Origin of the sequence: Burkholderia sp. M6-3 (assembly GCF_050858985.1) — a bacterium.
Lineage (GTDB): Bacteria > Pseudomonadota > Gammaproteobacteria > Burkholderiales > Burkholderiaceae > Paraburkholderia > Paraburkholderia caledonica.
The window spans coordinates 2,207,904-2,223,001 of record NZ_CP110091.1; the positions used below are offsets into that span (position 1 = coordinate 2,207,904).

Sequence of the window (15,098 nt, forward strand, 5' to 3'; positions counted from 1 at the left end):
TCGAACTGCCTCGTACTGAGTCAGTGTGGGCTCCGTGGGAAACGAAGCTGCAGTAATAGCGGCGGCTAAATCTCAACTGCCTGTCGTGTTGCAATCAGCGCCCTCGGTGTTCGTGGTGTCGTCGAATTGCGGTGCATTAGGCATCTGTGAAGCGCTTACACGCGAGGGGCCAAGAGTCTTGCCCTGAATCGCATGGACGCAATGGGCCAGCGCGAATGCCGCCTCTGTTCTAATGCAGAACATACGGTACCTGAAACCCGACCGTGCACGCAGCACTCTAGCGACAGCCCGAGAACTTACACGGGGTCTTAATTCGCGTCGTTACGATCTATCTACGGTCTGGGACTGCGAGAAGGGTTGCTGCCACTGCGATGCCTGGCCGCTACTAGCTTCGGGCGCGACCGTGCATCAATAAGGCGAGATCAGAGCGCTTCCTGGCAAAGCGCCATCATTCGCTGAACCATCGTGCTCGCTTCGTTCAGTTCCATTTCGCTAGTGAAGAGCGCCTGTACATTCGACAGTCGGACCGCAACGCCCGCGTCCTTCAGATCCCGGCTCGCGATCTTCAAAGCGAGTTGCCCGATGTTCACGCGCTCGAGCCATTCCATGCTCATGTTGTTTTTCGCGAGCCACTGACGGCAGCATTGGACGACGTGATCCACACGCCACTCCGCACTGAGTGCATAGGAGGCCGCTGCAATCGCTACGAGAAAGCACAGCAGTTCTGCGCGCGTGGCAGAGGGTTGTGTCGATTCCGTGTGTTTCATCCGCTTGTCTTTTGCGTGAGTGCGTCCGGCTTTCGCCTGGCTTCTGGCTCGTGCTTCATTCATCAGCACTCGCCGGGCGTGTCAAAGGTACAGATAGTCAGCAAACGAAATTGCGGGCGCGCGCTTGAAAATCAATACCGCGTCGACGCCCGCAGGCCTCGATGTGTGATTAGTCTCCACACGCCGCACTGCACTCGGCGCAAGCTACCGCTTTCGGCGCGAGTTTGCCCGCGCCGCTTCGGCCGAAGCTCACGAGCGCCGCCAGGCCGAGCAACGCGAGGCCGCTGCCGAACAGGAAGTCGGTAGAAATGCCGACCTGATCGACCACGATACCGCCGATTAGCGAGCCCGCCGCAATCGCCACTTGAATGATGCTCACAAAAAGCGCAGAGCCCGCTTCCGGTGAATCCGGCGTGGCCCGCTGAATCCAGATGCTGAAGCATAGCGGCAACGCGCCGAAAGAAACGCCCCACGCGAGCACGAGCGCGACGACGCCGATCGACGAATGCTGCAACATGGGCAGCAAAATGAGCGCGAAGATCAGCAGCGAGATCATCGCACCGAGCGAAATTTTCAGGCTGCGCGTGACCGTCGACGAAACCGCAAAGTTCGAGAAGAACCCGATGATGCCGAAGCCGAGCAACAACCAGGTGACAGTCGCCATCGAGAGATTTGCATTGCGCAGCAGGAACGGTGTGATGTACGTGTACGACGAGAAATGCGCGCCGAACACAAGCCCGACCATCAACATGCTCCTGCGCGGATAGGGCCTGCGCAACACCGAAACCAGATCGTTCAGACGCAATGCGGCGCTCGACGGCAAAGACGGCACGAACAGGAACTGCGCGATGAGCGCCGCCGCGACGAGACCGCCCGTGGCCATAAACGACGCGCGCCACGACGCGAGACTTGCAATGAAGGTTCCGAGCGGCACGCCGATTACCGTTGCGCAGGTAACGCCGGTAAGAATGGTGGCCATTGCGCGGGCCGAATCTTTCGGCTGCACGAGGCGCCCGGACGCGGCAGTCGCGAGTGTCCAGAAACCGCCCAAGGCGGCGCCGAGCAATGCGCGGCCCACCAGCATCAAACCGAAGTTCGGCGCGAATGCGGAAATCAGATTCGACGCCAGCAATAAGGCCGTGAGTAACAGAAACACGAGCCGCCGATCCATTCGACCGGCGACCAGCATCAAGCCGGGCGCCGAGATCGCGGCGATAACGCCGGGCACAGTGACCATTAAACCGGCCGTACCGGCAGACACGCCGAGATCCGCGGCGATGCGCGGCAACAGGCCGACTGGCAAAAACTCCGTGGTGACGAACGCGAAGGCGCCGATCGCCACGGCCACGACTGCGAGCCATGAACGTAGCGACGACGATGGCGCATCGCCGGGCGCGACGGCGCTCGCCGGCAGATTATCTTCTCTTAACATAGTATTGTTTGCGAGTTATTAACAACGAATGGGATTGGAGCGACTGCACATTGCTAATCACGCTCGAAGATCGACTCGCAAGCTGTACGGCACGAGTAAAAAAGCAGGCCATATTGGCCTGCTCTGAAATTCGATCGACGAAGTGGTGGGTGCATGCTGAAACGGAACACACCTTAACATCGTATTAAATCGCTCGCTGAGCCCTGCGAAAAATTGCAGTTGCGGGTGGGGTTATTCGAGCGATTCGAGTGCCGTTGAGCGCTCACCATTCCTGCGAAGACGACGCACGGCAGCGTTGGGCATGACGCTTGCTGAATGCGCGGACAGCATCCAGTGCACTCATCGCCCACACAAAGGAATTCGAATATGGTTAGCACCCGCCCCTGCACCGCGACCTGCGTCATCGACGGCATGCCGGTCACCCTGACCTTTTATCCCGACAGCGGCATACTGCGGATCGCCGATCCGTCGGGTACATGTATCAAGGAGACGCGCTGGCATGCGTCGTGGCGTTCGCTGCTCGACGAGTTCCGCCGCTTCGGCGAGCGGGCCGCGATGCAAGGGCCGGGGGTCGAGGCGATGGTGAGCCGCATCGTCGAAAGCTCCGAGGACACAAGCGCGCAACCCGCGCTGGCATGAACGGAAACGAGGTGGTACGCCAACTCAGAGCGCACCACCTCGACGTATTGCGCGGCTTACTGACCGAAGTAAATCCTGCATTGAGGGTCGCCCGAACAGGGCATATTTTGCCGGGTTCCCCATTCTGATCGCCCTGCCGCGGTCCCGCCATAAGAGACATTCTGAACGGACTGAGACGCCGTTCCCGCGGGTTCTATCAACGACATGTCGGTCGTTGCCTGTGCCGATTCGTTCGCATGCTGCATCAGCCTGTGGCCGGAGGTTGTGCCGGCGCCCGGCTGAGTCGGCGCGTCGTCGGCGATTGCGGCTCGCGGCGCGAGGAAAAGAACGGCGCTCACCACCGCCATCAATAAACGAAGTTTCATGGTCCAGACTCCTTGAATCCGGCGCAGCAGTATCGTCCCTCCTCATAATCGATCTGCGTAAAAGACCTTCTGGCCGATGGAGGCCGACGCAAGTGCCAATAGCGACGCGGGCCCGCTGCGTCGACCCGTCGAATGCAACCAGCAACGGGTCGCCCGCGCCCTGGCCGGCGCCGGATACGCGGGTACGATGCGGAATCAGGCGCCTCAGGCTGGAAAACACGGATTGTTCTCTCCGCTATTCTTTTATAGTTCGGCCGCCACGGAATTCAAATTGGCGCACGGAACCGGTGAACAATACTGGGGGCGGAGCGAACAACCTTCGCATGAGCGTTCAAATGCGACAAAATCAGTTAAAACGGTGCGTGCATTGCGCGCGCAGTGCGTTATGATGCTGTCATAACCACAAGAAAGGGCCGCGCGCGAAACGCCGTCGTAAGACAGTGCGTGGACGCGAGACCAGCCGCCCAAATCAGTGCATCGTCATCATCGTTGTTTCCAATTCGATCAATAACCTCACCGCGGACCGGCGCCATTTAATTGGACTCGAAGCTCTCGCGGGTTTTCCTCGCAATCTGCATTTGACAGAACGCTGGACGCTTTAGAAGGACTAATATCTTATGGACGAAAGGAAGCGAGATAGCATGATTGCGTATCTCCGCCATCGCATGGAAGAGTTTGGCATCAAACCGGAAGACCTTGCCGCCCTGCTAGCATCCGAACCTGCCGCGCAAAAGAACGCACGCTACCGCAGCGCGACAGGAGATAGCTGGGACGGCCAGGGGGAAATGCCCCAATGGCTCAAGCAGGCAATCAGCGCAGGCCAATCAATCGACCATTTTGAATTATCGGCTCCGCCCGCACCCGCGCCGCAGCCGAAAAAGCGCGTCGACTGGAAGAACGATCCATTTGCAGGCAGTCCGCTCGCGCGCTCGAACGAGCACTGAGCGGCCGGCGCCGCGCTATCGCTATACGTTACAGGTTGGGCAAACTGGCAGGAGCACGAGTGCGTGCACCGCGGGCCGACGTCGCTCGCGACAGCAGCGCATCTTGCGGCGCTTCAATAAAGGCGCTTAACTGACGCACGATTTGCCAGAACACCTTTTGAAACAGGCGAACGCGCTCTGACTCGGATATACCGTCGGCGAGCGGATCGGCGAAATGCCAGGCAGCGAGTTCGGGGTCTCCCGGAAAGGCGGGCGCATGCGGAGCCGAAACGCTCGCGTCGAGCGCGACCACGAGGTCCATGCGGGGCGCCCATTCGCCGGTGAATTCAAGCCAGCTTTTCGGGCATAGCACGCCGAGGTCCGACACGCCGGGCCGCAATTGCGCGACCGTCAATGGATGGACCCGCAAGGCCGGCTCGGGCCCTGCGCTGAATGCCTCGAACCGGTGCCCAGCCAGTTCCCGAAGCAGAGCTTCTGCCATGATGCTGCGTGCTGCATTCTCACGGCAGAGAAACAGCACTTTATATTTCCTGGTCACGCTTACCCCGTACTCTGTTTTTGTATCTTCTAGGTGCGATTGTGCCCGCTGAGTCTTGCGCCCCCGTGACAGTACGATGTCTTTAATCCGCGCGCTACGGGAATTTGCCCCTGGAAACACCCTGAAGAGGGCGAGGGAGGCCAGATAATCAGAACTTCAGCCCATTGAGGAACTGAAACCACAGCCCGCCCAAGCCTCCGGCCGGGTGTGCCTCCCCTGCCGCTTCCTCGCGTTTGCCGTGGGCTGCGCGAGCGGCATGCGCGTCGCGATCGGCAGTTTCTTCGCTATGGGCGCCCGCCGTTGCCGGTTCAAATGACCTGTCGGCGCTCGCTTCGTCGGGCGCGGCGTGAGTAGCAGTTGCGTTCACTGCGGTCTCGCGCCGCGAAGCGTGCAACGCCGCTACGCTATCCGCGATCTGCGCGGCGCGCGCGGGATCGCATTCCCGCCCGAGCAGTACGCCGAACACGACATCGCGGTTATGGCCTTCGTCGGCGAAACGCATTGCAAGTGCGACCATTCTGGCGTAAGCCGCCTCTTCTGCCGCACGTGCGGCCGCCTCGCGCTCCGCCTGTGCCTGTTGATGGCGCGAGCGCTGTCTCTCCCATTCCCGCATCTGCTCGGTGTAGACGGCGTCGTACACCTTGCGTTGCTGCGCGTCGGACAGAATCGCGTAGGCGTCGCTGATCTCCTGGAAGGTGGCGCGCGCAATTTCCTCGGAGCCCACGTTTCGGTCGGGATGCCACTTCATCGCGGCTTTGCGGTACGCACGCTTGATTTCTTCGCCGGTGGCGTGCATCGGCACGCCGAGGGTGTCATAGAGGGTTGCCATTTGCCTGCTCGAGCTCGCCGGGTATTGTGTCGCGAACCATCGTAGCACGCGATAAACGGCTGGACCGTGAACGCGCGGCGTCTGCACGTTGTGAGAACCGGCGGACAAAAAAAAGCCCCACCACTAATGTGGCGAGGCCGAGTCCCATGTCAAGGAGTGTCATGGAGGAGACGCTTCGATCATAGCGGCCAGCACTCGCGCTCCCAACCAATTGTTCGCCATATGCTTATGGGGCACGGTCAAGTGCGGATAATCAGGCGCAATCGGTACAAATCAACGCGGGCACAGCCCCCCACGCGCACACCCACGCCTCGCGGTTATATGGTTAGAACAAAAAGTCGCTTCGTGCGGGGCCCCGCGCTCATTAAGATGGTGCTTCAAAGTCCGGTTTACCGGGCCCGCCTCGGCGCGGACTCGCGCAAAAGCGCCATGATCCGCTACAGAAGGAGCATTTCGTTGACCAGTTTCGACCATAACCGCCGGCCGCTCGTTGTCGGCATTGGCGGCACGACGCGGGCGGCCTCGTCGACCGAGCGAGCGCTCGGCTTTGCGCTGCGTGGCGCTCAGGCTGCGGGCGCCACTACGCGGCTGTTCGGCGGCACGTTCCTGCATAGTCTGCCGCACTACGCGCCGGAACACAGCGAACGCACCGACGAACAGCTCGAACTGATCGAAGCGGTGCGCCACGCCGACGCGCTGATCATCGCGACGCCGGGCTATCACGGCGGCGTCTCCGGACTCGTCAAGAACGCGCTCGATACGCTGGAGGAACTGCGCGCCGACGAGCGTCCATATCTGGACGGCCGCGCGGTCGGCTGCATCGTTACGGCCTATGGCTGGCAAGCCGCGGGTTCCGTGCTGACTTCTCTGCGCTCGATCGTGCACGCGTTGCGCGGCTGGCCCACGCCATTCGGGGCTGGCATCAACACGCTCGAAACGCGCTTCGAGAGTGTCGACACCTGTTCCGACCCAAAGGTGGTCGATCAACTCGCTACTGTCGGCCAGCAAGCCGCGCAATTCGCGCTGGCCTTCAACGCGCATCGCGCTGCCAGCCCGAATGCATCAGGCACCTCACAGCAGCATGCGCAACCCGCGCGTCTGCTGCACGCGGTTTAATTCCCTCGCCTACAACGCCCCCCCGGCCGCGTCCGCGGACCGGGGCACTCGCGCTTGTACGAACCGTGCGCCACATAACAGACTAATAACGTTGCGCGCGGGATAGTGTGTCCGAACCGGGCAAACATGTCGTTACCCGGTCTTCTGACAAGCGTTCCGGACCTCCGCTAATTTGCTTGCGAAGAAAGATTGGTTCACGGGCCCTTCAGTGCGGCCTACGCTTGAGCCTGCCCGCCGACTCATCCGCCGCCTGATGCCCACGCAAACGCGTGGCGTCATATGCACCGGCTCCTTGCAACAATAAGCGGGCATCTTCACTGCCACAACTATGAATCCACATATCCGCTACAAGGGCTACGAAGTGGCACCGGCCGTGCAACGTTTGCCCAATGGGCTGTTCGCCGCCAACCTGACCATCGAAAAAGCCAGCACGAGCCGCAGCCAGGCATATTGTTTCGACGCGCTCGATTATTTCTTCGACGAAGAACACGCGCTCGACTACGCGTTTCTCTGGGGACGCATGTGGGTCGATAATCAGCAGTGACCCCGCAGTGACCCCGCAGTGACCGCCCCGTGACCACGATCATCAGGCGCCAGCAGTGGAGCGCACGCGCCATATCCGGGGGCAATGTGACAGAATAGGCGACACATCGAGTTCGCTCTCTGTAGGCTTGCCATGTCCGACACATTGACAGATGTAGCCGAAGACCACAGCCTGCGCCACTGGACGTTCACCGGCACCGCCCGCGTGAAGATCGGCTCCGAGGCGCACAAGCACATGTTCTGCCGCATGTTGCTCGAGACTCACGATCCTTATAAACCCGCCGTGATCGACTGGCCTGCGCTGTCGCCCGATGCGCTCGAGCGGCTGTGCTCGCTGCCCATCTGGGACATTGCGGTGCAGACCGAAGGCCGCGCGTCGATCAACGTTCACACGTACGCGGAGCGACTGAGCGACCCGCTGCTTCGCGAAGCCATCACGATGGACGGCGACGAAGAGGCCCGTCACAAACGCGTGCTTGCAAAACTGATTGCGGCATACGGCATCGAGATCGCGCCCGAACCGCACTATCCGCCGCCGCGCGATTCGGAATGGGCATGGATGCGAACGGGCTACAGCGAGTGCATCGACAGTTTCTTCGCTTTCGGCCTGTTTCGCGCCGCGCAGCAGTCAGGCTATTTTCCCGAAGCGCTCGTCGAAACTTTCGAGCCGGTGATCCAGGAAGAAGCGCGTCACATTCTGTTTTTCGTTAATTGGGTCGCGTGGTATCGACATAATATGCCGCTGTGGCGCAGGCCGTGGCACGCGTTGCGCGTGGCCGCGATCTGGGCCGTGCTGATCTGGGAGCGCGTGGCGATTGCGAGAGGCATCGACGCGAGCGGCGCCGCGCGCGACTCGAACTTTCTGCCTGCGAACAGCAATGTGATCGGCGAAGGGCTCGATACGCCAGAACTGATCGAGCTATGCCTCGCGGAGAACGAGCGCCGCATGAGCGGCTACGACTTGCGGCTGCTGCGTCCGCGGCTCGTGCCCGCGCTCGCGCGATTCGCGTTGCGTTTCATCAAACGTTCGGCTCGCACAAACACTGCACCATAAGGAACACGTCCATGACTTGGACCGTCGATGAACAGCTTGCGTTGAGTGCAACCGACGCAGTCGCCGCGATCCAGTCGGGCAGGCTCAAGGCAACAGATTACGTCGCGACACTTCTCGCGCGAGCGGCGGCGCTCGGCACGCTCAACGCACTGACCGTGATCGATCTCGACGGCGCGCTCGCGGCCGGCCGGCGCATCGACGCGCTGCCCGCGTCGGCGAGAGCGCAACTGCCGCTTGCCGGACTGCCGATCGTCGTCAAGGACAACATCAATACCGCGGGACTGCAGACCTCCGCAGGCACGCCCGCTCTGGAAGGTTTTGTGCCGGGCACCAACGCGCCTTCGGTGCAGCGTCTCATCGACGCGGGGGCGATCATTCTCGGCAAGGCCAACATGCACGAGCTCGCGTTCGGCATCACGAGTACCAATCTCGCGACGCATGCCCAGCCCGTGCGCAATCCGTACGATCCCACGCTCATTCCCGGAGGCTCGTCGGGCGGCACGGCGGTCGCAATCGCTGCACGCATCGCACCTGCGGGCCTCGGCACCGACACCGGCGGCTCGACACGAATCCCCGCCGCGTTGACCGGCACCGCAGGCTTTCGTCCGTCGGTTGGCAATGGCGGCGCCGAGCGGCGCTATCACGACCCCGATGCCGTGGTGCCGATCAGCCATACCCGCGACACCGTCGGGCCGATGGCGCGCAGCGTGGCCGATATCGCGCTGCTCGACGGCGTGATTACCGGCGCGGGTCCGTTGCCCACCGTCTCGCTGAACGGATTGCGCATCGGCTTGCCGGCGCCACTGTGGGAAGGTCTCGCGCAGCAGGTCGAGGACGTGGCGCGCGCCGCGCTGAAACGGCTCGAAGCAGCGGGCGTTGTTTTCGTGCCGGTGGCGATGAGCGAACTAAACGACCTCAACGGTATGGTCGGCGGCCCGATCGCTATTCACGAAGCGCGCGGCGATGTGAACGCCTGGCTCGTCGCCAACCAGGCGCCGGTGCAGACCGTCAGCGAACTGGCGGCTCGCATCGCGAGCCCCGATGTGCGTGCTATTTATGACGCGGTGATCGCGGGCTCGCTCGACGCGCACTACGAGCCGGCGCTCAATCACTGGCGGCCATTGCTGCAGGCCTATATCGCGACGACTTTCGCCGATGAACGTCTCGATGCGCTGCTGTTTCCCACCACACGGCTCACTGCGGCGCCGATCGACGAGATCAACGGTTCATCGACCGTCTCCATCGACGGCGCGCCGCCCATCGATACGATGGAAGCGTTCCTGCGCAATACCGATCCGGCCAGCACGTCTGGCATTCCCGGACTGTCCTTGCCCGCGGGAATGAGCGCACATGGTTTGCCGGTCGGTCTCGAACTCGATGGGCCGCTTGGCAGTGACAGGCGCCTGCTCGCAATCGGCGTGGCGTTCGAACAGTTATTGGGCACATTGCCGCCGCCCGTGCTTTAAGCAAGATAAAACATGCCCATAGAAATAACCCGCACTCAGGCTCACGTCAGCGATTACGATCACGCATCGATACAAACACCTTTAGACAGGCCTCGATTTTCCGGAGCCGATGGTCGCCGACCAATGGGGACATGCACGCGTTACTTCCGGCGTGTCGTCGCGGCGCTGGGCATCGCGCTTGCCGCCGCCGGATGCGCGCGTCTTGCGGCCGTCGATTCCAATGCGTTATGGAAGATCGTCGATATGCGCTGCGTGCCTTCGCAACAGGCGACCGGCACGCCCGGTCAATGCACGTTCGTGGATCTCGACAAACGCTATGCAATCCTGAAGGATATCGTCGGCCGCTCGCAGTATCTGCTGATTCCGACGGACCGTATCAGCGGCATCGAAAGTCCGCTCGTGCTCGCGCCGCATGCCCAAAGCTATTGGGCGGACGCGTGGGGCTCACGCGACTACGTGAATCACTCGGTCAAGCGGACGCTGCGCGACGATCAGTTGGGGCTCGAAATCAACTCCCAATTCCGCCGCTCGCAGAACCAGTTGCATATTCATATCGATTGCATGCGCCGCGATATCAGCGACGCGCTCGCGCGCCACGCGAAAGACGCGCCCGGCGAGTGGCATTGGGACACGCTCGACGGCACCCGTTACCGGGTCATGCGAATTACCGCGCTGAGCGGCACGAGCGATCCGTTTCGCCTCGTTTCGCGCGACAACCGTAACGCCGATGCAATGGCGATGCAAACCATACTTGTCACGGGCGCGGGACCATCGGCCGACAAAGATGGCTGGCTAGTCGTGAATAGCGGCCTCGATGCGGACAATGGCAGCGGCTCCGCCGAAGACCTACTCGATCACTCATGCCGCGTCGCCGACGCCTCATAGCAGCAGCTGATTCGAGAGGCGCTCCCGTGCGCGCGCAGGATGCGAGCGAGAACGCGCTCACCATGGCCGGCGCACCGAGTCCAGATAGCGCGTCAGAATAAAATGCGCTACATCGTTCGAGTGATAGGCCGACACCAGTTGCGCTACCCACGGCTCGCCCCGCTCGGCCTCGCGTACCGCCAGCACGCCGGCGTACGGTGAGCGGGCGTCCTCAATGCCGATGCTGTCGCGTGCAGGATAAAGTCCAGCGCGTTGCGCGCTCTCGCTGTCCATCACGACAATCGTTGCCGCATTCAACGCCGCGACGAGCCGGTTGCGGGGCAGCGCACGCAGCGTCAGGTTGAGGCGATTGCCCGTCACGTTCCGCAACGTCGCGTGGAGGCCGGCGCGGTCGTCGAAAGTTAGCAGTGTGTAGTTTTGCAGCAGAACGAGCGCGCGCGCCATGCCTTCCCGGTCGTCAGGAATGACGATGCTCGCGCCACGGCGGATTTGCGCGAGGTTCGTCAGTTGACGCGAGTAGAGCGCCATGGGCAGGGTGACCGTCGTCGCTACTGCATAAAGCGGGTAGCCGTGTTTTTTGCTCGACGCTTCAAAGCCTGGGCCGTCTTCGAAGCTCGCGGCGTCGATACGATGCGCGGCAAGCGCCGCGTCGATCTGCGCGCCGCTATCGAACGTCACCACTTCGATGTCGAGTCCGCGAGCGGTTGCGACGCGCCGCACTTCGTTCATGATTTCGGCATGCGTGCCGCGCGTGACGCCGACTTTCACGGCCGACGGCGCGGCATCCGCGAAAACTGCTGCTCCCCACATGGCCGCCGAGCCGATCAATACCGCGCTAATCGCTGCGTGCACAACACGTTGCGGATTCATCCTTTGGTGTCCCGCAAGATGGTCCTGAAACCGATATGCGATGCCGGCAGGTCCGCTTCCTGTTGCTCGCGCGAAGACGCCCGGTAGCGCACGCAGTAATCTCGCGAGCACAGGAACGAGCCGCCCTTGATGACCATCCGCGTGTCGTGTCTGCGCGTGGCCGGTGCGATTGCCGCGGTATCGCCATTCGTATGCGATTGGTGTTCGCCTGTGTAGACGTCCCTGGTCCACTCCCATGCATTGCCGATCATGTCGTACAGCTTGAACCCGTTGGCCGCATAACAGCCGACGGGCGACAGACCCACATGCTTGTCCTCGTTGGTATTGAGAACGGGGAAGACGCCTTGCCAGTAATTTGCGGCGGGCTTGCCGTGCGCGTCGCGCGGTGCTGTGTCGAGGTCCGCGCCCTCCTGCCCGCCCTTCGCCGCGTATTCCCATTCGGCCTCGGTCGGCAAGTCGCGGCCAAGCCACCGTGCATACGCAAACGCATCGGCTTGCGTGACGAGCGTCACCGGTTGACTCATTTTCGCGTCGATGTTGCTGCCCTCGCCCGTCGGATGCCGCCACGATGCCCCCTTGACCCAGCTCCACCACGCAAGGTCGCGCGCGTTCATTTCTTCCCGCGTCGGAACGTGGAAGACTGCCGCGCCGCCCTGCTTTTCGGCGTCAGTGACGTAGCCCGTCGCGTGGACGAACGCGGCGAATTGCGCATTCGTCACATCGGTCTGATCGATCCAGAAACCACCGACGCGCGTAAGTCCGTCGCCCACCGGCCGCTCGTTTGCATAACCGCGTGTGCTGCCGAGCACGAAGGTGCCGCCGTGCAGATGCACCATGCCGGCCTTCGCGTCGTCGCGCCAGCCAACGGGCAGACCCGCGTAGCGTTCGCACTGCGCTTCTGAGCCGAGCGGCGCAAGCGGGCGCGCGCGGTTCAGATCGTCGAAGCCCGCCGTTCGCGCGGGCCACGCCGCGACCGCGAACGCCACGCAGAAAACGGCGGCGAACAGGCCGCCAAAGCCGGCAAGCGTTCTTGCTCTGATGCTCATGACAGTGGCAATCCCGCTCAGTAGTAGCCGCGCGGCCGCAGGGGTTCGACGCCGCCGACAGTGGACATGTATGCGTTCCACTGCTGCACGAGCCCGTCGATGATCGACGGATTCTGCGCCGCGACGTCTGTCGTCTCGCCTCGGTCCGACGTCATGTCGTACAGTTGCCAGTGGCCATCGACGGGTCCCAGCGGCGGCTCCGTCCACAACGCCTTCCATTTGCCGTCCGCGCTGCGCAGGTAGCCGCGCCCGTACGCTTCATCGCCGAACGACGCGGTATGCACGGCGCTATTCGACTGGTCGTTCAGAACCGCCAGCAACGATTGCCCCGTCACGGGATACACGTAGCGGTTGTTGTAGACCACCTTGCCCTTGTTCTGATCGACGCCCGTCAAAGAGTTGATTAACGGCGGAGCCGGCTGCGTCGGCGGCGTGACACCCGCGACGGCGAGGAACGTGGCCGTGTTGTCGGTGACGTGAGTGAAGACACGCAAGGTCGGTTTCTGAATGGTCTGCCCGGGCAAATGCACGATCAACGGGGTCGATACGCCGCCCTCGCCGGAATAGCCCTTGGTCAGACGGAACGGCGCCGCGCTGACTTCGGCCCAGCGCAAGCCGTACTGCAAGCGCTTCGCGTTCTGCAGCCCGTTGTCGGTGCCGAGGGTCGAATAGACCGGCTCCGCCGCGTTCGCCGTATCTGTCGCCGTCGGGTCGGCGCCGGAGTCGATCGGCCAGCCTTCGGCCCCGTTGTCCGTCTGGAACATGATGAACGTGTTGTCGTACTCGCCGATGTCTTTCAGATGCTGGATCAGCAGGCCGATGTTGTGATCGAGGTTGTCGACCATGCCGGCATAGATTTCCATGTAGCGCGCCTGCGCTTTCTTTTCATCGGCTGACAAACTGGCCCACGACTTGTTCACATTGCCCGGACCGTAGTCGCTATAACCTTGCGCGGCGCTGTGGACGGCGCTGACGTATTTCGCGTTGACGGTGCCGTTGCCGGCGGTTGCCGGCGTAGCCGCGAGCGTTTCGGGCGCGCCCGCATACGGGTTGAAATCGGTGGGAATGATGCCAAGCGCCTTTTGCCGCGCTATGCGCGCCGCCCGAACCGCGTCGTAGCCGGCGTCGTATTTGCCCGCATACTTGTGCAGATACGGTTCAGGCACCTGCAGCGGCCAATGCGGCGACGTGTACGCCGCATACGCAAAAAACGGCTTACCGTCGGCTTTGTTCGAATCGATGTACGAAATCAGTCTTTGCGTATAGAAATCGGTCGAATAGAACACGGCCGGGCTGCCGCCCGCGCCGCCCGGTTGTCCCGGCTGACCCGGCTGAACGTACTGCCCGTCTTCGGTGTAGTTCTTCGAGCCGGCGGGCTCGTGTGCGAAGTGGTTCGTCGCCGCGCCGCCGAGCAGCGCGTAACTATGCTCGAAGCCCCATTGGTCCGGCGTCTGTCCACTGCCCGTCGCGCTGCCCACAATGCCCGAGCCGATATGCCACTTGCCTGCCATGTACGTGTGATAGCCGGCGTCCTTGAGCAGTTGTGCGACCGACAACGCGCGATCGTTCAGATAGCCTTCGTAGCCAGGCAGACCTTTGCGTTCGTCGGTCGGCACACCCATCGTGCCCTCGCCCACCAGGTGGTGGTCGGTGCCCGAAATCAGCATCGCTCGCGTGATTGCGCAAACCGTTCCTGTGTGATGGTTCGTGAGAATGCGTCCGGATTGCACGAGCGCATCGAGATTCGGCGTGTCGATGTCGCCGCCGAACGCATGAATGTCCGAGTAGCCCAGATCGTCCGCCATGATGTACAGAATGTTCGGGCGTTTCGCGGCGACCGGCGTGGCAGCCGGCGGTGTTGGAGAGACCTCGCCGGAACACGATGCAAGCGCAACGATGCTGGCAACGGCGGCACCGAGTGCCCGCAGCCTGGGAATGGTTGGGAACGCCGCCGGATGCGAACTCGAGCTTTTCATTGTTGTATCGGCCGTGGTTGTCTGAGCGCGAGATGGTAGCAACCGGTAATTCGCCGTCCAACCAAGGTTTAGTGAAAAGCTAGAGACGTTCTGTGCTAAAGGATCGTTGTGTGTCTGCGGCTGGGGATAGCGTCTGTGTTGCTTGCGGCTGCGGGTATCAGTGGTAAGTAGTCATGGACGACTGCAGTTTCGTCAATGCGCCGCGTCTGAACGCAAACCAGCCTTGTGAACCTTGCATCACGACTTCGTCGCCTTGCCAGAACACGCGCTTGACCGTCATACGCGCGGCAACGCGCTGCACAAGTGCAGGACGGCGGCGAAGGTCGTACAGCACCGGGCCCGAATCGGTCTGCACGAGCATGCGTCTGACCGCATCATTTGCGTTGCCCACGTCGTCGAAATGCGTGAGCGTATTTGCGCCGAAACGATCGAATACTTCGTTCTCGAGCATCGCCGTGAAATCATGCCCTGCGCGAACGAATTGCAGTTTGCCCGACGGTGTATCGAGCGGGCCCGAGTCGTTGCTTTGCGCATGAACGCCAGTCGCTAAAGAGGTGGCTGCGAGCGCAGCAACTAGTAGTCGTCTCATGTTGCCTTTGTTCAGAGTGACGGCAATCATCGGTCGGCC

The 15,098-nt window shown here is 62.0% G+C and carries 16 protein-coding genes; 7 read left to right on the plus strand and 9 right to left on the minus strand.

All coding sequences use genetic code 11. The features are described 5' to 3' along the window. Window positions 1-422: 422 nt before the first annotated feature. Both OH764_RS27450 and OH764_RS27455 read right to left on the minus strand, forming a co-directional pair. Window positions 423-767 (minus strand): hypothetical protein, encoded by a 345-nt coding sequence (locus tag OH764_RS27450; RefSeq protein WP_498851312.1) that lies wholly within the window; start codon window positions 765-767, stop codon window positions 423-425. Window positions 768-936: 169 nt separating this feature from the next. Then, the gene (locus OH764_RS27455) at window positions 937-2,199 is read right to left on the minus strand and encodes an MFS transporter (RefSeq protein ID WP_498849252.1); all 1,263 of its coding nucleotides are present in this window, start codon (window positions 2,197-2,199) and stop codon (window positions 937-939) included. A 366-nt stretch (window positions 2,200-2,565) separates the two neighbouring features. Between OH764_RS27455 and OH764_RS27460 the strand changes: the two genes are divergently transcribed. Next, on the plus strand, window positions 2,566-2,838 hold the full coding sequence (locus tag OH764_RS27460) for a hypothetical protein (RefSeq protein WP_087753327.1): 273 nt from the start codon (window positions 2,566-2,568) through the stop codon (window positions 2,836-2,838). A gap of 56 nt (window positions 2,839-2,894) precedes the next feature. Here the strand turns inward: OH764_RS27460 and OH764_RS27465 are convergent, their stop codons facing one another. Beyond that, window positions 2,895-3,203: a hypothetical protein gene (locus OH764_RS27465; RefSeq protein WP_498849253.1), complete on the minus strand. Its 309-nt coding sequence runs from the start codon at window positions 3,201-3,203 to the stop codon at window positions 2,895-2,897. Between the two features lie 617 nt (window positions 3,204-3,820). Between OH764_RS27465 and OH764_RS27470 the strand changes: the two genes are divergently transcribed. Then, window positions 3,821-4,147 (plus strand): H-NS histone family protein, encoded by a 327-nt coding sequence (locus OH764_RS27470; RefSeq protein ID WP_027775861.1) that lies wholly within the window; start codon window positions 3,821-3,823, stop codon window positions 4,145-4,147. Between the two features lie 28 nt (window positions 4,148-4,175). Here OH764_RS27470 and OH764_RS27475 read toward each other — a convergent pair whose 3' ends face one another. After that, window positions 4,176-4,628, minus strand: a complete 453-nt coding sequence (locus OH764_RS27475; RefSeq protein ID WP_498849254.1) for a low molecular weight phosphatase family protein — start codon at window positions 4,626-4,628, stop codon at window positions 4,176-4,178. Window positions 4,629-4,833: 205 nt separating this feature from the next. Further along, the gene (locus OH764_RS27480) at window positions 4,834-5,514 is read right to left on the minus strand and encodes a J domain-containing protein (RefSeq protein ID WP_498849255.1); all 681 of its coding nucleotides are present in this window, start codon (window positions 5,512-5,514) and stop codon (window positions 4,834-4,836) included. A 456-nt stretch (window positions 5,515-5,970) separates the two neighbouring features. On the opposite strand from OH764_RS27480, the gene OH764_RS27485 reads away from it, so the two are divergent. From OH764_RS27485 to OH764_RS27505, 5 genes are all read left to right on the plus strand, one after another. Beyond that, window positions 5,971-6,630, plus strand: coding sequence for an NADPH-dependent FMN reductase (locus OH764_RS27485; protein WP_498849256.1), 660 nt, complete (start codon window positions 5,971-5,973; stop codon window positions 6,628-6,630). 328 nt (window positions 6,631-6,958) lie between these two features. Continuing rightward, window positions 6,959-7,174, plus strand: a complete 216-nt coding sequence (locus OH764_RS27490; RefSeq protein WP_498849257.1) for a transcriptional regulator — start codon at window positions 6,959-6,961, stop codon at window positions 7,172-7,174. Between the two features lie 132 nt (window positions 7,175-7,306). After that, complete coding sequence (locus OH764_RS27495) at window positions 7,307-8,227, plus strand: ferritin-like domain-containing protein (protein ID WP_498849258.1); 921 nt, start codon at window positions 7,307-7,309, stop codon at window positions 8,225-8,227. 11 nt (window positions 8,228-8,238) lie between these two features. Continuing rightward, the gene (gene iaaH / locus OH764_RS27500; RefSeq protein ID WP_498849259.1) at window positions 8,239-9,693 is read left to right on the plus strand and encodes an indoleacetamide hydrolase; all 1,455 of its coding nucleotides are present in this window, start codon (window positions 8,239-8,241) and stop codon (window positions 9,691-9,693) included. Window positions 9,694-9,816: 123 nt separating this feature from the next. Next, complete coding sequence (locus OH764_RS27505) at window positions 9,817-10,578, plus strand: CDP-diacylglycerol diphosphatase (protein ID WP_498849260.1); 762 nt, start codon at window positions 9,817-9,819, stop codon at window positions 10,576-10,578. Window positions 10,579-10,635: 57 nt separating this feature from the next. On the opposite strand, the gene OH764_RS27510 is transcribed toward OH764_RS27505, so the two are convergent. The 4 genes from OH764_RS27510 to OH764_RS27525 all read right to left on the minus strand — a co-directional run bounded on the left by OH764_RS27510 (window position 10,636) and on the right by OH764_RS27525 (window position 15,059). Beyond that, window positions 10,636-11,448 (minus strand): MetQ/NlpA family lipoprotein, encoded by an 813-nt coding sequence (locus OH764_RS27510; RefSeq protein ID WP_498849261.1) that lies wholly within the window; start codon window positions 11,446-11,448, stop codon window positions 10,636-10,638. Then, window positions 11,445-12,494, minus strand: coding sequence for a formylglycine-generating enzyme family protein (locus OH764_RS27515; protein WP_498849262.1), 1,050 nt, complete (start codon window positions 12,492-12,494; stop codon window positions 11,445-11,447). The genes OH764_RS27510 and OH764_RS27515 overlap by 4 nt, the downstream gene beginning before the upstream one ends. A 17-nt stretch (window positions 12,495-12,511) precedes the next feature. After that, a complete protein-coding gene (locus tag OH764_RS27520; protein WP_498849263.1) occupies window positions 12,512-14,470 on the minus strand; it encodes an arylsulfatase in 1,959 nt (652 codons plus the stop codon). Window positions 14,471-14,627: 157 nt separating this feature from the next. Further along, complete coding sequence (locus OH764_RS27525; protein ID WP_498849264.1) at window positions 14,628-15,059, minus strand: hypothetical protein; 432 nt, start codon at window positions 15,057-15,059, stop codon at window positions 14,628-14,630. Window positions 15,060-15,098: the final 39 nt, after the last annotated feature.